The organism is Solirubrum puertoriconensis (assembly GCF_001483135.1).
Lineage (GTDB): Bacteria > Bacteroidota > Bacteroidia > Cytophagales > Hymenobacteraceae > Solirubrum > Solirubrum puertoriconensis.
On the sequence record NZ_LNAL01000006.1, the window covers coordinates 326,963 to 346,273 of the forward strand.

At 58.2% G+C, this 19,311-nt stretch carries 15 protein-coding genes; 7 read left to right on the forward strand and 8 right to left on the reverse strand.

From position 1 onward, the window contains the following. Positions 1-162 precede the first annotated feature (162 nt). Positions 163-729: a hypothetical protein gene (locus ASU33_RS06280; RefSeq protein ID WP_059069358.1), complete on the reverse strand. Its 567-nt coding sequence runs from the start codon at positions 727-729 to the stop codon at positions 163-165. 323 nt (positions 730-1,052) lie between these two features. Between ASU33_RS06280 and ASU33_RS06285 the strand changes: the two genes are divergently transcribed. Continuing rightward, positions 1,053-1,778 (forward strand): energy transducer TonB, encoded by a 726-nt coding sequence (locus ASU33_RS06285; RefSeq protein WP_160328140.1) that lies wholly within the window; start codon positions 1,053-1,055, stop codon positions 1,776-1,778. Positions 1,779-1,842: 64 nt separating this feature from the next. On the opposite strand, the gene mfd is transcribed toward ASU33_RS06285, so the two are convergent. After that, positions 1,843-5,361: a transcription-repair coupling factor gene (mfd, locus tag ASU33_RS06290; RefSeq protein WP_059069362.1), complete on the reverse strand. Its 3,519-nt coding sequence runs from the start codon at positions 5,359-5,361 to the stop codon at positions 1,843-1,845. Between the two features lie 284 nt (positions 5,362-5,645). Between mfd and ASU33_RS06295 the strand changes: the two genes are divergently transcribed. Both ASU33_RS06295 and ASU33_RS06300 read left to right on the forward strand, forming a co-directional pair. Further along, positions 5,646-6,389, forward strand: a complete 744-nt coding sequence (locus ASU33_RS06295; protein ID WP_160328141.1) for a metal-dependent hydrolase — start codon at positions 5,646-5,648, stop codon at positions 6,387-6,389. Positions 6,390-6,783: 394 nt separating this feature from the next. After that, the gene (locus ASU33_RS06300) at positions 6,784-7,767 is read left to right on the forward strand and encodes an NYN domain-containing protein (protein WP_059069368.1); all 984 of its coding nucleotides are present in this window, start codon (positions 6,784-6,786) and stop codon (positions 7,765-7,767) included. Between the two features lie 103 nt (positions 7,768-7,870). Here ASU33_RS06300 and ASU33_RS06305 read toward each other — a convergent pair whose 3' ends face one another. Further along, on the reverse strand, positions 7,871-8,356 hold the full coding sequence (locus tag ASU33_RS06305) for a PaaI family thioesterase (RefSeq protein ID WP_059069371.1): 486 nt from the start codon (positions 8,354-8,356) through the stop codon (positions 7,871-7,873). A 73-nt stretch (positions 8,357-8,429) separates the two neighbouring features. Between ASU33_RS06305 and ASU33_RS06310 the strand changes: the two genes are divergently transcribed. Next, positions 8,430-8,741 carry an Mpo1-like protein gene (locus ASU33_RS06310; RefSeq protein WP_059069372.1) on the forward strand — a complete coding sequence of 104 codons (312 nt, stop codon included), beginning with the start codon at positions 8,430-8,432 and terminating at the stop codon, positions 8,739-8,741. A 35-nt stretch (positions 8,742-8,776) separates the two neighbouring features. Here ASU33_RS06310 and ASU33_RS06315 read toward each other — a convergent pair whose 3' ends face one another. Continuing rightward, positions 8,777-9,727, reverse strand: a complete 951-nt coding sequence (locus ASU33_RS06315; RefSeq protein WP_078062925.1) for a pyridoxal-phosphate dependent enzyme — start codon at positions 9,725-9,727, stop codon at positions 8,777-8,779. A 277-nt stretch (positions 9,728-10,004) separates the two neighbouring features. Here ASU33_RS06315 and ASU33_RS06320 point away from each other — a divergent pair, with 277 nt between their 5' ends. Next, complete coding sequence (locus ASU33_RS06320; RefSeq protein WP_059069375.1) at positions 10,005-10,502, forward strand: YajQ family cyclic di-GMP-binding protein; 498 nt, start codon at positions 10,005-10,007, stop codon at positions 10,500-10,502. A gap of 181 nt (positions 10,503-10,683) precedes the next feature. Then, entirely contained in the window at positions 10,684-11,451 is a 768-nt protein-coding gene (locus ASU33_RS06325; protein ID WP_059069377.1) for a TerC family protein, read from the forward strand. A gap of 84 nt (positions 11,452-11,535) precedes the next feature. Here the strand turns inward: ASU33_RS06325 and ASU33_RS06330 are convergent, their stop codons facing one another. The 4 genes from ASU33_RS06330 to ASU33_RS06345 all read right to left on the reverse strand — a co-directional run bounded on the left by ASU33_RS06330 (position 11,536) and on the right by ASU33_RS06345 (position 16,359). Beyond that, positions 11,536-12,492 (reverse strand): J domain-containing protein, encoded by a 957-nt coding sequence (locus ASU33_RS06330; protein WP_059069380.1) that lies wholly within the window; start codon positions 12,490-12,492, stop codon positions 11,536-11,538. A gap of 19 nt (positions 12,493-12,511) precedes the next feature. Next, positions 12,512-12,934 (reverse strand): hypothetical protein, encoded by a 423-nt coding sequence (locus ASU33_RS06335; protein WP_059069385.1) that lies wholly within the window; start codon positions 12,932-12,934, stop codon positions 12,512-12,514. An 80-nt stretch (positions 12,935-13,014) separates the two neighbouring features. After that, positions 13,015-15,678, reverse strand: a complete 2,664-nt coding sequence (locus ASU33_RS06340) for a T9SS-dependent M36 family metallopeptidase (protein ID WP_078062926.1) — start codon at positions 15,676-15,678, stop codon at positions 13,015-13,017. Positions 15,679-15,816: 138 nt separating this feature from the next. Next, positions 15,817-16,359, reverse strand: coding sequence for an RNA methyltransferase (locus ASU33_RS06345; RefSeq protein ID WP_059069388.1), 543 nt, complete (start codon positions 16,357-16,359; stop codon positions 15,817-15,819). A 190-nt stretch (positions 16,360-16,549) separates the two neighbouring features. On the opposite strand from ASU33_RS06345, the gene mutS reads away from it, so the two are divergent. Further along, positions 16,550-19,273, forward strand: coding sequence for a DNA mismatch repair protein MutS (gene mutS, locus ASU33_RS06350; protein WP_059069390.1), 2,724 nt, complete (start codon positions 16,550-16,552; stop codon positions 19,271-19,273). Positions 19,274-19,311 lie beyond the last annotated feature (38 nt).

Sequence of the window (19,311 nt, forward strand, 5' to 3'; positions counted from 1 at the left end):
AAAATCAGCGCATAGCGCTCCGACCGGTTTGCTAGGGCGTTGTGCGTTCATGAGCGGAGTCGTTGCGGAGCCATATTGTTGCTATGCAGCAGGGTGGCGCAGCTTCTCGCTAAATAGGACACGAGGTATAAGCTCGCGCCAATTGGGGACACCGCAGTTTAATTAGCTTAGAACAATGCCTTGTTGTGCAAGTTTGGCTGCACCCGGTAGGATGCCGATGCTTCCTATTTTCTCGACAGCACGCTTGGAATGTAGTAGGTGCTTCAACTTATGAGAAGTAGCATTTATTTCTGGCCAATTCCAGGCAGCTACCAGCCCTAACCGAGAACGATAAGTATCTTCTCGTGCCAAAGCCCCTTTCTCATTGAAATGCCCAAGTTGCGATTGTGCCAACACTCCGTTCTGCTGACCGCCGAAATAAAGTTGAATCAAACCCCAGCCTTCGGTAGCGTAGCGGAAGGTGTGGCCTTGACAGCTTTGCGGGTTGAGTTCTATTCTTCGAAAGTTTGGTGTAGCACCAAAGCGGGGTGACCAAAGTTTGAAGCAAGCGGCGTATTGACTGCCGTACTTTAAGTCGTAATCAGCTACTACGGCTGTTGTGCTGATGTAGGCCTTGACTTCGGTGCCGAAGGCTGAACTGAGTTCATACAGGCGTAGATCTGTCTCGGTAAATAGATAGTCTAGTAGCGCCAGCTTATCGGTTTTGCTGGCGAAGAAGTTATAGTTCATGCCTTGAAATAACAGACAAGTCACGGACTTTTAGTAGGGCGATACCTGCCGCTGGGTCGTCAAGAAGGTGCAGCCTTCCGCCAAGCTGGTCACGAGCTAAAATCTCACACCAGTGGGGTGAAGCATTGCAACAAGGATTGTCAAATGGCGTGTTTCGTCTCGTAATTCTTCATCATAAATCCTCCTTCCCCGGCACTGTAGCCGCATTCAACACCAACGGCAATGACTCTGCGCTTAGCTCATGCATCAGCTCACGGGCGTGCAGCACTTCAACCATGCAAATGATTAGTTTCTATGTTTGTAGAATATACATTCTATACCAAATGAAATACATCATCTGCCTAGGCCTACTGGGCATTTCGGTAGCTAGCTATGGTCAGGAAACCAAAAAAGTTACTGAGCAGCAAGGCAATGCTAAAGAGCAGTACAGCGCTTTAAAATCGGACCCGAAAGTAAAGCACGGACCATATGCTAGATACGAGGGACGTTCCGGTCAATTGGCTGAGCGGGGATACTACCGTAATGGCGTACGGGACAGCATCTGGACCGAGTACCATTGGGGCGGCAGCAAAGTGCGGGCCCGCGGTAAGTACCGCAACAATGAGAAAGTGGGAGAGTGGGAAGCGTATGACTACAAGGGTGAACTAGTCCAACGCTACGACTATACAAAGCGCCAACTACTGCTCGACAAGCCTAGTCAATGGGCAGAGAAAGTCACCGCAAGAGCACTAAATACTGAAGCGGCACTCGACAATAAACCAGTGTACATAGGCGGCTGGGATGCCGTTTTTAGAACCGTCGGAATGAATATCAGGTACCCGGCACTTGCTCTGCGCACCGGTATTCAGGGTGATGTGCGCGTAGCTTTCACAGTAGATGCCGATGGTAAAGCATCCGACTTTAGAGTAGCTAAAGGCATTGGCGCCGGATGCGACGAAGAATCATTACGTGTAATCAGTTTGATTACCGATGGCTGGTTTCCGGCACAAGCTGGAGGACAGCCAGTGGCATCGGAGATAGAAGTGCCGGTAAGTTTCAGCATTAAATAAGTACAAACGACAAGGCCCGCTTCAAGCGGGCCTTGTCGTTTGCGAGTGGCGTTAAAAGTGCCGCCTACACGTCCTCCTCATCATCCGACACCGTAGCCGCAGCCACCACCGGCGGCATCGACTCCGCGCTTAGCTCGTTCATCAGCTCGCGGGCGTGCAGCACGTCGCGCACGTCGTCGATGCTGATGATGAGCTGGTCTTTGCGCTCCTTCATGCGCGAGGTGCGGGGGTGCGTCTGCACGTAGTTCAGAATCTGCCCGAACTGCTCGCCCTGGAAGTACGCCTCCGAGCCTTCGCCGGCGCGCAGGTAGCCTTTCAGGGTGCCTTTCTTCAAGGATATCTTCTCGAAGCCCACGCGCGAGCCCTGCCAGCGCAGGCGCACAATGTCGGCCAGCTGCTCTACCTCGGGCGGCAGCGGGCCGAAGCGGTCTTCCATGCTCACCAGCAGGCGGCGCAGCTCCTCGGGCTCCTTGGCGCGGTCGAGCTTCGAGTACAGCCGCAGGCGCTCCGATACGTTGCTCACGTAGGTATCGGGGATGAGGATTTGCAGGTCCGTTTCGATGTTGCACTCCTTGGGGCGGGCAAAATCGGCGGCTTCTTTGAGGCGGCCGGTGGTGTCGCCCAAAAACAGGTCGCGGAACTCCGTTTCCTTCAGCTCCTGCACGGCCTCGTCCAGAATCTGGTGGTAGGTTTCGTAGCCTAGGTCGTTGATAAAGCCCGACTGCTCGCCGCCCAGCAGGTTGCCGGCGCCGCGTATGTCGAGGTCGCGCATGGCCACGTTGAAGCCGGCCCCTAGGTCGGAGAACTCCTCGAGGGTGCTCAGGCGCTTGCGGGCATCGGAGGGCAGGCCGGCCACCGGCGGCGTAAGCAGGTAGCAGTAAGCCTTTTTGTTGGAGCGGCCCACGCGCCCGCGCATCTGGTGCAGGTCGGAGAGGCCGTGCATGTGCGCCCGGTTGATGATGATGGTGTTGGCGTTCGGAATATCGAGGCCCGATTCGATGAGGTTCGTCGACACGAGCACGTCGTACTCGCCCTCCACAAACTTCATCATGCGCTTCTCCAGGTCTTCGCCCTCCATTTGCCCGTGTATGTAGGTAATGCGGGCATCGGGCACCAGGCGCTGAATCATGGCGGCCTGCTCGGTAATGTCCTTCACGCGGTTGTGCACATAAAACACCTGCCCGCCGCGCTTCAGCTCGCGGGCAATGGCATCGCGCACCAGGTGCTCGTCGAACACGGCCAGCTCGGTTTGCACTGGCTGGCGGTTGGGCGGCGGCGTGCTGATCACCGACAGGTCGCGGGCGCCCATCAGCGAGAAGTGCAGGGTGCGCGGAATGGGCGTGGCCGTGAGCGTGAGGGTATCCACGTTCACCTTCAGCTCCTTCAGCTTGTCCTTGGTTTTCACGCCGAACTTCTGCTCCTCGTCGATAATGAGCAGCCCTAGGTCCTTGAACTGAATGTCCTTGTTGGTGAGGCGGTGCGTGCCGATGAGGATATCCGTTTTGCCCTCGGCCACCTTGCCCAGGGTTTCCTTTACCTGCTTGGTGGTTTTGAAGCGGTTGATGTAGTCCACCGTGACGGGGAACTCGGCCAGCCGGTCGCGGAAGGTTTTGAAGTGCTGCATGGCCAGAATGGTGGTGGGCACCAGCACGGCCACCTGCTTGCCGTCGCACACGGCCTTGAAGGCGGCGCGAATGGCTACTTCCGTCTTGCCAAAGCCCACGTCGCCGCACACGAGGCGGTCCATGGGGTGCGGCTGCTCCATGTCGTTCTTCACATCCTCCGTCGACTTGGCCTGGTCGGGCGTGTCTTCGTAGATAAACGACGACTCTAGCTCGGCCTGCAAAAAGCCGTCTTTGCTGAAGGCGTAGCCCGGCGCGGTTTTGCGCTTGGCGTACAGCCGGATGAGGTCGGCGGCAATGTCCTTAACCTTCTTCTTAACGGCCTTTTTCTTGTTTTCCCATTCCGGCGAGCCCAGCTTGCTCATGGTGGGCGGCGTGCCCTCGGCCCCCGAGTACTTCGCGATTTTGTGCAGGGCGTGAATGCTCACGGTCAGCACGTCGTCGTCGCGGTACACCAGCCGGATGGCCTCCTGCACGTGGCCGTGAATCTCTACCTGCGTGAGGCCCACGAAGCGGGCAATGCCGTGGTCCTGGTGCACCACGTAGTCGCCGGGGCTCAGGTTGCGCAGCTCTTTCAGCGTCAGGGCTTTCTTTTTGCTGAACTTGCGCTTCTCCTGGGCACGGTAGTAGCGCTCAAACAGCTGGTGGTCGGTGTAGACAACCAGCTTGCGGTCCTCGTCCACGAAGCCTTCGCGCAGACCTAGGGCCAGGTGCTGAAAGCGCACGTCGTGGTCGAGCTCGTCGAAGATGGTGCGCAGGCGGTCAATCTGCCGCATCGAGTCGGCGGCAATGATGTTCACCAAATCGCGCCCCTGGTTTTCGTGCAGGTTCTTGACGAGGCGGTTGAAGTCCTTGTTGAACGAGGGCTGCGGCTTGCTCGTGAACTGCACCTGCTCGGCCTCCTTGTAGTAGAAGCGCTTGCCGAACTCCAGCACCGGAAACCGCTCCAGGCTTTTCTTCAGCGCCTTGGTGGTTTCAAACAGCGCCTCCGGAGACGATACGATTTGCTGCCCGCCGGCTTCCTCCATCAGCTGCTTAAAGTTTTGCTCGGCGCGCTCAAACTGCTCGCCCACTACGTCGAGCAGCTGGCGCACATCCTTGGCCCAAATGGCCGAGTTGGCCGGCAAAAACTCCAGAAACGACTCGCGCTTCTCGGTCAGTAGCTTGGTTTGCACGTTCGGCACAATGCTGATGAACTCCTTGCGCTCCACCGACAGCTGCGACTCTGGGTTAAACGTGCGAATCGAGTCAATCTCGTCGTCGAACAGCTCGATGCGGTAGGGCAGCTCGTTGGCGTAGCTGAACACGTCGACAATGCCGCCGCGCACGGCGTACTGGCCCGCTTCGTACACAAAGTCGGTGCGCTCAAAGTCGTACTCGGCCAGCAGCTCACCCAGGAAGTTCACGTCGAGCCGGTCGCCCACCTTGGCCGAAAACGTGTTTTGCACCAGGCTTTGGCGGTTGATTACCTTCTCGCTCAGCGCCTCGGGGTAGGTTACGATAAGGGCACCTTTCGGCGGCTTCTCGTCGTCACTGGCTTTGTCCTTGTCGGCAGCTTTGGGTTTCTCGTCGGCTTTCTTGCCCTTCTCGCCCGATTTGCCGCTGAGGCGGTTCAGCACCTCGGCGCGCATCAGCACGTTGGCATTTTCGGTCTCATCGAGCGCGTAGGAACGCTTGTAGGAGCTCGGGAAGATGAGCACCTCCTCCCGCTCGCCCACGAGGTGCTGCAGGTCGGAGGCGAAGAAGGCGGCCTCGTCGCGGTCGTGCAGCACAAACACGAGGTGCTCGTCGGGGCGGTCGAGGTGCAGAGCGGCGGCTACCGTGGCATCCTGGCTGCCCACCAGGCCGCGCAAATGAAAGCGCAGCGCAGCGGCGGTGCCAGTGGCAGGCGCCAGGCGCATGGCCAAGGCCTGAATGTCGGTATCGAGCGTGTAAAGGCGGAGAAATTCGGAAGCTTGCACGGAATATCGGCTTGGAGCGGCGGCAAAGGTAGAAGCCCGACCGAATGGATTTTCGGCCGGGCACACGGTAGGGAATACCACCTAGGCGGCCCGAAAGTTTCCGACGAGCTGTTACTCCCCCGCAGTAAGCGCCCGCCGCAACACCGGGCATAAGCCCGGAAGTGGCGGTTTACCCAAAATATTAGCCAGTTCAGATATCGTAAATAGCGTTTAAGCCAATGGTTTCGGCCTTATCGCGCGTAGGTGCCGTATTTTAGGCCATCCACTTAGTAGCTCAATCACTAGTGCGCGGATCTTCTCACTTAGCTATTGGCCTGATCACCGGAGTCGGAATTGCCGCCGTAGTGCCCGATATGCGCCTCTCGCTGCCCGGCGTGGCGCTGGCAGGATTCTCGGCCCTGGCCCCCGACCTCGACCACCCCGGCTCGCGGCTAAGCAAGCGTCTGGGTTTCGCCCAAAACTACGTGCGCTGGGCCTTTGCAGCCGCGGGCGTGCTGCTGGCCGTTTTCACGCACTTCAACTTGCCTATGGGGCCCGAGCGGCGCATGGGTTTCACGGCAGCAATGTCCATGTTTCTCATCGGCATGGCCATGCAAAACCAGTCGGCGCGCAAGCTGGCTTTGCTGTTCACGGGGGTAGGGGCGGTGCTGGCCGGCCTTTATTGGCAATTTTTGTGGCTGAGCTTGCTCGGCGCGTTTGTGGCTACGGCGCCGTTTACCTCGCACCGCTCCTGGACGCACACCATCTGGGCGGCCGCGCTCTGGACCTACATCGGCTACCTCGCCAACCGCGACCTAGGCTGGCACGGCGTGGCCGCTTACGCCGGCGCGGGCTACATGTCGCACCTGTTAGCCGATACGCTTACCAAATCGGGCGTGCGGTACCTGCTGCCGCTTTCCGATATGGCGCTCAAAATTCCGCTCATTTCAACCGGCTCAACCCTTGGAAATATGATAGAACTGGGCATTTGTGCAGGATATGGCTTGCTGGTAGCCTTGCTGTGGTGGCAGCGCTTCAATTTTGCATAGCTGTAGGCCAATCTCGTACGGGCAAAATCCTAAGCAACGGCGCCTGTGCGCATTAATTGTGTCACGTTGTGGGTCTATCGCCTAGGTTTTGTAACATTGCAGTGCTCGTATGGGCACTCCGCAACCCGCCGCAACTATGCTGCCACCTAGGCACAGTCATATTTGTTTTGGTTTGCAACGTTTCTCCTCATAGTGTGTTTCTACTACCGAAAGCACTAATGATACGTTCTTGTTTTATAGCATAATTTTTAGGAGAAAAATAGCTATACCGCTGAACATCTTGCACATCTAATACATCGGAAATTAACTATGCTTTTGTACCTTTGGTCTCTTCCGGCTACCGGGCCCGGAATCACTGCTCCCTCCTCTTACCCTCTCGCACACCTCCTGTAATATGAACCAGATCAATAGCCCGCTGATCCGGATCGGCGTCTTCTACGACGGCAATTATTTCCTTAAGATCAGTGATTACTACTACTTCCAGCACGACCGTAAAGCCCGGATTAGCCTGGAAGGCCTGCACGATTTCATTCGGCACCAAGTAGCCGAGGATGAAGACGCCGACGTGCGTCTGTGCCAAATTACCGAACCTCACTTCTTCCGTGGCCGCTTGTCGGCTACCGAAGCCCGCGATAAAGACCGTCTGTTCCACGACCGTCTGCTCGACGATATCCTGATGAACATGTCGGTGCAAACGCACTACATGCCCCTGAAAACCCGCGACGGCCGCTTGCAAGAAAAGGGTGTTGACGTGTGGCTGGCCCTCGAAGCTTTCGACTTGGCTCTGCACAAGCACCTCGATGTGGTAGTGCTCATCGCCGGCGACTCGGACTACGTGCCGCTGATCAAGAAGCTGAACACGCTGGGCACCCGCGTGATGCTGCTGAGCTGGGATTTCAAATACACCGACTTCAAAGGCGAAAGCCGCGTAACCCGCCCCTCGCAGCTGCTGCTCGAAACGGTGAACTACGCTGTGGCCATGAACGAGGTAATCGACGGCCGCGGTGGCGACATCGTTGACAGCCTGTTCGTGAACCAGCCCGAGCCATCGGCTTACCCCAACGTGGCTACCCCGCCGCGCCCAGCTACCACCGCGTATCAGCCCACTGCTGCCGGTCCCGAGGGTTCTATTGGTGTTAGCACCATTAAAAACCTGAAGAACGGCTACGGCTTTGTGGTGATGCCGCCCAACAACCTGTTCTTCTCCTACGCCGACATGGCCGAAGGCCAGGACTTCAACGAACTGCACGAAGGCGACTGGGTTGAGTTTACGGTTGGCCGCAACCACCGCAACGAAGATTGTGCCCGACACGTGCGCAAGGTAGAAGCCCCCGCCGAAAGCGACTACCAGCACGAAACGGTCGAATCGAGCCTTTAGGCCAGATTAACCTCACTTGCCCGGTAGTGTAGCTGTAGCGCCGCCGGACCGGTTGCCCCCGAGGGGCACCGCGTCCGGCGGCGCTGCGTTTGGGCGGTGCTGTTTAGCTGCTGGGCCGCTCGAGCCCCAGTTGGTTGGCTACCGCGCGCACAAAGTCGCGCTTGGTAGCGGGGTAGCGGTTGAAGGTACCTAGGCCCAAAGCCACCAGTGCCTCGCGCACCGGACACTCGATGCGGCCGTTTACCACCACCAGGCTTTTGCCGTGGTGCTCTACCTCAGCGTGGGCCACCAGCTCATCGCCGAGGTGCACGGGCTGCAGGTAGTTGATCTTGAACTCCACTGTGGATACAAACTCCTGCTCGGTAAAGGCTTGCGTAAGGGCTGCCGCACCTAGCACGGCATCCATCAGGCCGGCCACAATGCCGCCGTGTGCCGTACCCGGCGACGACAAATGCTCCTCGCGCACGCGCATGGTGTAGGTAACGCGGCCGGGCCGGTGCACCGTCAGCTTCATGCCGTTGGTGCGGCCATAGTTATTTATCTGGTCGTAAAGAGCCACCAAGGTGCTCACGTCGGGCAGGTCGGCCATGGCTAGGTAGTAGAGGGCTTGGGAATGGCTGAAAAGTTAGGTTTCTTTCCTCAGAAAGGAAGTCCTTACTGCTATGGCCGAATTGCCCGCCCAGCCCACATTTGCCGAGTTTTACCCATACTACCTGCGCGAGCATCAGCAGCATGGCACGCGGGTGCTGCACTTCATCGGCACGTCGTTGTTTCTGCTCATGATGGTGGCCGCTGTGGTGCTATTGCGTCCGTGGCTGCTGTTGGTGGGCGTGGTGCTGGCCTACGGCTTTGCGTGGGTAGGGCACTTCTTTGTGGAGCATAACCGCCCGGCCACGTTCCGCTACCCGCTGCTCTCCCTGCGCGGCGACTTCCAGCTGTATTGGGATTTGCTCCGCGGCAAAGAGAAATTCTAGTCAGCCCGCTTGCCCTAGGTGCCAGCCACTAGTTGCTAGAAAGGCAGCTTGCTCAGATCGACGTTGCCGCCCGACAGGATAATGCCGATTCGCTTGCCGGCGTACCGCGTTTTCTCTTTCAGCAACGCGGCCAGGGCTACGGCGCTCGAGGCCTCCACTACAATCTTCATTCGCTCCCAAATCAGCCGCATAGCTGCTACAATCTCGTCTTCGCTCACCAGAATAATGGCGTCAATGCCTTGCTGGATGATGGGGAAGTTGATGTCACCGAGCTGGGTTTTCAGGCCGTCGGCAATGGTGTCGCCGGCGTCGTTACCCTCAATCGTGCCCGATTGCCACGAGCGGTACGCGTCGTTCATCGTAGCAGGCTCGCCGGCTACCACGCGACAGTTGCGGCCAAAGTACTGTGCCGCCAGAATAGTACCGGCCACTAGCCCGCCACCGCCCACGGGCGTGAAGATGTAATCGAGAGCGGGCTGCACGGCGAGTAGCTCGGTGGCCGCTGTGCCTTGCCCCAGAATAACGTTGAGGTCGTTGGACGGGTGAATGAACGTAGCACCGCGCTCCTCCACTATTTGCTGCGCCGCTTGCTCGCGCGCCGTCAGGGTAGGGGCACACTCCACTACTTGCCCGCCGTAAGCCAGCACAGCCTCCTTTTTCACGCGTGGGGCGTTACTGGGCATCACAATGTAGGCCGCCACCCCTAGGCTTCGGGCAGCCAGCGCCAGAGCTTGCGCAAAGTTGCCCGACGAGTGCGTAACCACGCCGCTCTGCTGCTCCTCAACCGAAAGCTGCATAATGGCATTCACGGCGCCGCGCATCTTAAAAGCCCCCATCCGCTGAAAGTTCTCGCACTTGAAATACAGCGTAGCGCCGGCCAGCTCATCGAGCAGGTGCGAGGTAAGCACCGGCGTGTTGTGTACGTAGGGCTGAATGCGGGCGTGCGTATGCGCAAGGGCGTCTTTCAGGGTGTCGGTAAGTAGCATGGCGCGTGCTTGGGTGCGGGGAGTAATCGGTAAAGTTCGCAAAATCAGGGTGCGGCGGTGCCTAGGCCAATGACAAACCCGATAGCTGCCTGCGTGGGCTGAAGCTAAAGGCACCTAGGCCGGTACTAACTACAAGAAAATCAGGTGCAGGAAAAATAGCGCCGAACGCAGCCTTTGGCGGCATTTGGGCGTTTAGGCAAATTCGCCAACCTTTGGCGGCTAGCGCGGCTGCTTGCTGCGCCAACCATTGCCTTCACCAAACTGCCCATTTCCAAGCATGGCCTCGTTCGATATCGTCAGCAAAGTAGATCCGCAAACGCTCGAAAACGCCGTTAACAACGCCAAAAAAGAGTTGCTGACGCGCTACGACTTCCGCGACACCAAGGGCGGCATCGAGCTGGATAAGCAGAACAACGTCATTACGTTGTCGTCGGAAAACTCCATGAAGATCAAGTCGCTCGAAGACATCCTCATGGGCCGCATGGTAAAGCAGAGCATCGATCCCACCAGCCTCGATTTCTCGGCCGATGAGGAAGCCTCGGGCGCCCTGGTCAAAAAGAAGCTGCAAGTGCGCGCCGGCATCGACAAAGACCTGAGCCGCAAAATTCAGAAGCTCATCAAGGACTCGAAGCTGAAGGTGGAAGCCCAAATCCAAGGCGACCAGCTGCGCGTAACAGCCAAGAAAATCGACGATCTGCAGGCTGTTATTGCCATGCTGCGCGGCAACGCCGCCACCATTGGCCAGCCCCTGCAGTTCGTGAACATGAAAAGCTAGGGCCGCCGGCTAATGCGCCGGATAATGCGCACCATAAACCACAGTAGGCCTGCAAACAACAATACGTTCACAATCTGCCACAGCAGTACCGCGGTATCGGGAGTAGTGTCCATCACGAAATTTCTTGATGAAAGCTGCGAATATACCACCCTCCACCGCTCCGACTCTTCTCTCCCTGCCTATGTTCGATTTATCTGTTTTCTCTAACCCCCAAACGTGGGTTAGTCTGCTTACCCTCACGTTCATGGAAATCGTGTTGGGTATCGATAACATCATCTTCATTTCCATCATCGTTAACCGCCTGCCGCCCGAGCAGCAGCAGCGCGGCCGCACCATTGGCCTGATGCTGGCCTTGCTGTTCCGCATTGGCTTGCTGCTTAGCATTTCCTGGATTGTGGGCTTGAAGGACCCGCTGTTCCACGTGAATTTGCCCTGGACAGAAAGCGACTTCGGCGTGACTGGCCGCGATATTATTCTCTTCCTAGGTGGTTTGTTCCTGATTGGCAAAAGCACCACCGAAATCCACACCAAGCTGCAAGGCGAGGAGGAGCACGAAGGCGGCTCGCCGGTTTACAGCACCATGAGTCGCATCATCGTGCAAATCATCATCATCGACATCGTGTTCTCGTTCGATTCCATCCTCACGGCTGTGGGCTTGGTTGATAACGTGATGATCATGATCCTGGCCGTAATCCTGTCGATGGGCGTGATGTTGGCCTTCTCGGGCCTGGTAGCCAATTTCGTCAACCGGAACCCCACCATCAAAATGCTCGCCCTGTCTTTCCTGATCATGATCGGGGTGATGCTGGTGATGGAATCCTTCCACAAGGAAATCGAGAAAGGATACATCTACTTCGCCATGTTCTTCTCGCTGGTGGTAGAGCTGCTGAACATGCGCCTGCGCAAGCAAACGGAGCCCGTGCACCTGCGCGACTCGCACTACGACTAAGCCCTGCAGTATTGCCTGCCCAGCAAAAACACCGCGGCACCTAGGATTTCTTAGGTGCCGCGGTGTTTTTGCTGGGTGAGGGGGTTAGTACCGGTAGGCATTAAAAATCGCAAGCAACAGCACCAGCACGGCCATAAAAGCCGCCGCAATGGCTACTTGCACGGTGCCCTCGGCTGTGAGCCGTCGTTGCTGCGAAAGGCAGCACAGCAACAGCAAAATCACCGACATCGAGGCCAACGTGGTTTGGTTGATGAGCAAAGGCAGGTTTTCGCCCGAGGGCAGCTCGGCCGCGTGCACAAATCGGAAAAGCCACGAAATGCGCAGCTTATACTGCTCGATGCCGCCCGGTAGTTCGATGGTGGTGAGGAACGGACCCTCGGTGGTGCGCACAAAACAGCTACGTTCGCCCTGAACCTGGTAGCACTGCAATAGCAACGGCCGAGCCAGTACGCTGCGCCCGGGCAGCCAGTAATCGGCCCATACGAGCAGAGGCAGCAGTACCAGCCAGCGGCAGCTGCGGCGCGCCACGCTGGCGTAGCCCGCGTACAGCGCCCTAAACCTATCGAGGGCGGTACGCTGCACGTTTTGGTGCCGCACCTGCTCGTAATGCTGCTGTCGCCACCTAGGGTCGCGCAGAACGGCGTAGGCATGCTCCACGGTACGCAGGTAGCGGCGTAAGGCCGGGTCGGTGGTGTTGCGCCGCAGTGGGGCAGCCAAGCGCTGGTAGGCCTGTTCTATCTGCGTCTGTGAGGCTGCATACGGCACGCGCAGCACCTGAAAGGCATTGCCCGGAAAAGGGGGCGGAGTCGCTACGGGTGCTACGGGCTGGCGCTGCAGGGCAAGCTGCGCATCGTAGCGGGCGCGCGAAGCCGGTTGCCGCAGCGTGTCGTAGGCTTCGTTAACGAGCAGGTAACGCTGGTGAGCTGCTGGGTCGGGCGTGCGGTCGGGGTGGGTAATGCGCACCAGCCGCAGGTACGCCCGCCTGATGTCTTCGGCAGTAGCCTGCTCGCTAAGCTCCAGTACTTGGTAATAGGTTCTCACGCGGGCAGCGAAAGTAAGGCTACTCGGTTGCTGTTACTAGTCCGACAACAGCGGCAGTTTGCGATAATACACGTTGGCGAGCCAAGTCGAGCAACCGGCGGTTTATTTCGGGGCGGTGCTGGCGGTAAAAGGCGTACTCGGAGGCAGTAAACAAGCTCGTCACCATCCCGGTAAGCGTATGCTGCAGGCGGGCGTTGCGGCGCAGCAGCTCGTCGAGCAACCGCTCGCAATCGGCAGGAGCCGCAGTGCTTAAGGGCAAGCGATAATCGCGGGCATAATCGGCTACCAGCTCCAGCAAGCGTTGGTTGTGCAGCTTCAGAATAGGCCGCAGTGCGCGGTGCAGCACGTCGTCGGCCGAGGTGGCTGGCGCCGAGCCTAGGTCGGCATCGATGGCGGGGCGCAAGGCAAGCACAGCGTCGTCGAAGGAATTGATAGCAGGCATATAGTTATCGGAGGAGCCTCGAATAAACAACAAACGCCCGACCTAGGGTCGGGCGTTTGTACAACAATTTACTGCTTCGATTAGTGGCGTACTACCACTTTATGCGTGGCCGTACCGGTAGAGCCCGTCAGGCGAACGATGTAGATACCGGCCGGCAGGTTAGCCGTGTTCAGCTTTACACCCTCGCGCTGCACCACAGCCGCCGATTCGCTGGTGCGCTGTACCACCTGGCCCAGTTGGTTTACCAGCTCAACTGCTACGGGCTGTTGGCTGCTGGCCGTCATGCGCACAATTACTTGCTCATTAGCAGGATTCGGGTAAACCATCAGGTCTTCCGTCGAGAGCTTAGGTTTGTTCGAAAGCACAGCGGCCGGTAGCGTAAAACCAGCCTTGCCGTCGGTGAGGTTATTGCTCGAACCTTGGGTTGCATCGGCGCCCATGCCACGGCGGGCAAACACACGCCAGATCAGGCCAGCGTTAGCCGCGTTGTTATTCACGGAGTCAGCCTTCAGGATGCCGTCGCGGCCCGAGATAAAGCCGGGCGAGCAGCCTTGGTACTTCATGCCGTCGATTACCAGCTTCAGGGCAATGTTGTTACCGCCGGTAGCAGCGTACAAATCGGCGTTGTAGCCGTATTTTTCAATCAGAGCCCAGTTCAAATCCCACAGCGCGGAGCACCAAACGGTGCCAATGCTGTGCGCGGCAGTATAAGGCGCCACACCTATGTTGGCGTACGAAAGCTCGTTTACAGCTAGGTTGGTGGTGTAGGGGCGGGTACGAATACCGGCGCCATTCACGGGCTGGCCGTCGGCGTAGTTGCCAATGCCGCGGGGCGTGTCGCCTTTGTCGCCGGGCTTAGTCGTCATCCATAGGCCGAAGAAGTCGCTCCAGCCTTCGCCCATCTGCTCGGCGTTGTTCAAGCAGCCTGCGCCTACACCCGTAAGGCGGTTGCTGATGCCGTGGCCGTATTCGTGAGCAATAATGCCGTTGTCGAAGTCACCGTCGCGGTCGAAGGCTGCAGCGCTAACATTTACCTCGCCTGCGCGAATGGCGCTAACGAGTTTCTCGCCGTCGTTACGCGAAATGAAAACGGTAGGAATGCGGATGTTGTTGGTATCGGGAGCAGTGCCGCCAAACGTCAGCAATGGGCCGTTAGCCACGCTGTCCATCACAATCACCATGCGAGCACCGGCCGCTACGGCCTTCTGCACCTTGGGTACAAAGTTGCAGTTGCCGCGGCGTATAAGCGCGATGTTGTTGTTTACAGCCGCTGCGTTGGGCAGCGGATCGGTGCAACCGTCGCCGGCGTACACAAGCTTGCCGCTGACACCAGGGCCAAACTGGCTTAGGCGGCGGCCAAAGGTGGTACCTGCAAAGTTCTCGATGGTGATGGGCGTACCATTGGCTGGCGTAGCCACAATGCTACGCTCGCCGGTATCCCACAGGTACATCTGCATGCGCGGCTGAAAACCCTCGCTCGGCGTAGCCATGTTGGCGTTGTTGATGCCGTTGCCGTCCAAGCCTTCGGCCTGTACAAAGTCGTTGCCGCGGCCTGCGCCCGAGTAGTTAAACGCTTGGAAGTTGCGCGCTGCCTCCGTGAAGCCGTGCCGATCCATCACGTCGTGCATCACGTTGTTCCAGTAGAACAAGTTGGTGAGGGCCGCATCTTGATTAACGTTGGCCGCTACGCGGTTCTGCACCGGAAAGTCAAACACCAACTGGGCACCGCCATCGGGCGAGTAGCCGGCCGTGTAGTTGTTGGAGGTGGGGCCTACGTTACGGTTGCCGCGGTCTTCGTAGGCGTGCACGTTGTTGCCGCGCGTAGTGGTGTACTCGGCGCCGGCTTGGCCGTTCGTGTCGTGCCAGCCAAAAGGCGAAGCCACGGTATTGGCCGGGTTAGTAACTACCTGGCGGTTACCATGAATAGGGCTTTCCACCGTAAGCGGCCACACGTTGTAGCTGTTGGTAGCGGTGGTGCGTTGGCCTACCGGAGGGGTTTTGGTGTCGGCGGGGCCAAACTGCGCCGGTGCCGCCGCCAGCGCATTGCGCCGTTCGGCTAATGCCGCAAACGAGGCCTCTTCGCGCACCACAAAATCGGTGCGGTCGATGAGTTGGCCAGTAGTGGCGTCGATGCGCGCATCCCAGTAGTGCTGGGCGTCGAGAGGATACAGGGTTACGTTCCAGGTCAGCACCAACTCGCCGTTGGGCTGGCGGAAGTACATCAGCTTCACCGGAATCTTCTCCAACGAAATGCCGCCCTCCGAAAACATCATGCCTTCGGTGGCCGTGCCTTCTTTCACAATGCGCAAGCTCTGCGGAGCTGGCATTTGTAGTGCACGCGCAGCGGCTGCTACTGCCTGCTCGGGCGAAAGCCCAGCGGTGGCTGCTCTTGCATGCGATGCAGCATCAGGAACAAACGAGTTGTGCGAGGCTACCACCTTGCCGCTACGGTCGAAGTGTACTTCGATAACTGCTCCGTAAATCTCTACGCCCTGGTAACGCTGACGCAGATACAAGTGCGTGGCTCCATTGTCAGCGTCGGTATATTCCGAAGGAACGGCCGGATTGCGCAGATCGGCTTCGGTCAGTCCAAGTTTGGCCCGGCGAGAGTTGAGGTACTCAAGCCCGCGGTTAACAGCCGAAGTCTTGGCTTGGGTTTGCTGCTGAGCCAAGCCCAACGTAGGCAAGGCCAGAAAAGCCGCGAGCGTGAACACACGGCCATAATGAGTAAAAGTGTTTGTCATGCAAAAAGGTAACTAGAGCAGTAGGTTTCCAGCCGCAAAGTGTGCGGTTAGTGCCCGTTAAAAATACGGATAAGTAGCAATAAACACGAGGAAATGTTAAAAATCTAAGCCCTCAAAAATGCTTTATTTGAAGAGTTATTAGCGCAGAGTTGTCAGGCCCCACTTCGTAAGTACATCCCACACCAGCACGCCCACCGTTACCGATACATTTAGCGAGTGTTTGGTGCCAAACTGCGGAATTTCAACGGCCGCATCGCAGTGCTGCAACACGGCATCATCTACCCCAAACACTTCGTTGCCGAACACCAAGGCCAAGGGCTTATCGGGCTCGGGCTGAAATAGCGGCAATGGTACCGAACCGGTGGTTTGCTCCACGGCCACTACCTGCCAACCTGCTTGGCGCAGGCGTTCTACCAAGGCCGGCACATCGGGCGCATGCTCCCACGGCACCGACTCCGTCGAACCTAGGGCCGTTTTGGTAATCTCGCGGTGCGGGGGCTGGCCTGTAATGCCGCCCAGCCACAATTTGCTCACGGCAAAGGCATCGCAGGTGCGAAAAGCAGCGCCCACATTGTGCAGGCTGCGCACGTTATCGAGCACCACGCAGAGCGGGAATTTCTCTGTATTTTTGAAATCCTCGACCGTGAGCCGGTTCAGTTCGTGAATGGTTAGTTTTCGCATGTAAAATGTGAAGCTTGGGCCAAGGCAGCAATACAGCGCCGTACTGCCCATGTGCTGTAGGTGAGCGAAGGTGCAAGCTACAGCTTACGCTTCGGAAAGGCCTAAAATTGCCGCCTGCCAAACCACTAGTTACCCGAGCCTGAGCCGGTTTTGCACCGGGGTTTTACCCGACTTCGATACCCGCGCACTCATGCGTAAACCAGCCTCCGGCGCACCGGCCCCCGTGGTCGATACGCCTCTAATGAAGCAATACTACGCCCTGAAGCAGCAGCACCCTGGTGCGCTGCTGCTATTCCGCGTGGGCGACTTTTACGAAACCTTCGGCGACGATGCGGTTACCAGCGCCCGCATTCTCGATATTACGCTTACCAAGCGCGGTGCCGGCACGGCCTCGGAAGTGGCCTTGGCGGGCTTTCCGCACCACGCGCTCGATACGTACCTGCCCAAGCTGGTGCGCGCCGGCCAGCGCGTGGCTATCTGCGACCAGCTCGAAGACCCGAAGCAAGCCAAGGGGCTGGTAAAGCGCGGCATAACCGAGCTGGTTACGCCCGGTGTGAGCCTGCACGATAACGTGCTGGAGCGCCGCTCGAACAATTACCTGGCAGCCGTGCACTTCGGCAAGGGCCACCAAGCCGGCATTGCGTTCCTCGATATCAGCACGGGCGAGTTCCTGGTAGCCCAAGGCGATGCCGCCTACCTAGGCAAGTTGCTGCAAAACTTTGCGCCGGCCGAGGTGCTGCACTGCAAGCAGCAACGCCAGCACTTCGAAACGCACTTTGGCCCCGACCTTTGTACCTACGCACTCGATGAATGGGTTTTCGGCTTCGACTACGCCCACGATTCGCTTACGCGCCACTTTCGCACGACCTCGCTGAAGGGCTACGGCATTGATGCGTTGCAGGAAGGCATTATTGCGGCTGGCTGCATTATGCACTACCTGGCCGAAACCAAGCACACCGACATCGGCCATATCAACGGCATCGGGCGCTTGGAAGAAGACAAGTACGTGTGGCTCGACCGCTTCACGGTGCGCAACCTCGAACTGCTATCGGCCCAGCACCTAGGCGGCGTCCCGCTTATCGAAGTGCTCGATCAAACCCTCACCCCCATGGGTGCCCGCCTGCTGCGCAAGTGGGTGGTGCTCCCCCTGAAAGAACCGGCCCAGATTCAGCGCCGCTTGGATACCGTGCAGGCTTTGCACGAGCAGCCGGAGCTGCTTGAAGCTATCCGCGACCAACTGCGCCAGATCTACGACCTAGAGCGCCTGATTTCAAAAGTGGCCGTGCGCCGCGTAAATCCGCGCGAGCTAACGCAGCTAAGCCGGGCACTGGAAGCCCTAGGCCCGGTGCGCGAGCTGCTGCAAGCCAGCGGCGTGCGGGCCCTGCAAAAGTTGGCCGATCAGCTCAATCCTTGCGACTCGCTGCGCCAAGAAATACAGGCCAAGCTGCGGCCTGATGCACCGGTGCTCACCAACCAAGGCAACCTCATTGCCGATGGGGTCGACAAAGAGCTCGACGAGTTGCGTGCCATTGCCTACACGGGTAAGGATTACCTGCTGCAGTTGCAACAGCGCGAGCAGCGCAACACGGGCATTGGCTCGCTCAAGGTGGCTTACAACAAGGTGTTCGGCTACTACTTAGAGGTAACCAATGCCCACAAGGACAAAGTGCCTAGCACCTGGATTCGGAAGCAGACCTTGGTAAACGCCGAGCGCTACATCACTGAGGAGCTGAAAACCTACGAGGAAAAGATTCTGCACGCCGAGGAGCGCCTGTTTGTAATCGAGCAGCGCATTTACGACGAACTGGTACTGACGGCGGGCGAGTACATCACCCAAATTCAGCAAAACGCCCGTACCGTGGCCGTGCTCGACTGCCTAGGTTCGTTTGCCGCCACGGCCCGGCAGCACCGCTACGTGCGCCCTGTGGTCGACGATTCGGCCGTGCTCGACATCCGGCAGGGCCGTCACCCGGTAATCGAGCGGCAGCTGCCCCCCGGCGAGCAGTACATCCCCAACGACATTCGCCTCGACCGCGACGATCAGCAGATTATCGTAATTACCGGCCCCAACATGGCGGGTAAATCGGCCTTGCTGCGCCAAACAGCGCTGATTGTGTTGCTGGCGCAAATCGGCTCCTTCGTGCCGGCGCAAGCGGCGCACGTGGGCGTTATCGACAAGGTGTTTACCCGCGTAGGCGCTTCCGACAACCTCTCGAAAGGGGAAAGTACGTTTATGGTAGAGATGACCGAAACGGCGTCTATCCTGAACAATTTGTCGGACCGCTCCTTGGTGCTAATGGACGAAATCGGCCGCGGCACCAGCACTTACGACGGTATCAGCATTGCCTGGGCCATTGTGGAACACTTGCACAACCACCCCAAAGCCCGCGGCAAAACCTTGTTTGCCACGCACTATCACGAGCTAAACCAGCTGGCCGAGCAGTGCGAACGGGTGCGCAACTACAATGTGGCAGTAAAAGAGGCCGATGGCCGTATTCTGTTCCTGCGCAAGCTGCAAGAGGGAGGCTCAGAGCATTCGTTTGGTATTCACGTAGCTCGTATGGCCGGTATGCCGCCCGCCGTGGTGCTGCGTGCCAACGAGATTATGCACCACCTAGAGCAGGAGCGCGCCCAAGTAAGCACCGACGATTCTGTCGAAGAACTAGTACCTGTAGAAGCCGAGGTAACCGTAGCCGTAAATGGCCACGCCACGCGCCAGCCACAGGCCAGGCCATCGGCAGCGGTGGCCACCGCACCTAGGCCAACGTTGCAGCTAAGCATGTTTGAACCCGCCGATGCCGCTTTGGAACACGTACGCGAGCAACTGCAGCACCTCGATGTAAACACCCTTACGCCCATTGAGGCGCTGCTGAAGCTAAACGAGCTCAAGCTTGCTCTCACTCGCAAAGGTTAAACCGCACAACAAAAGCCCTGCTCTTGTATAAGGGTAGG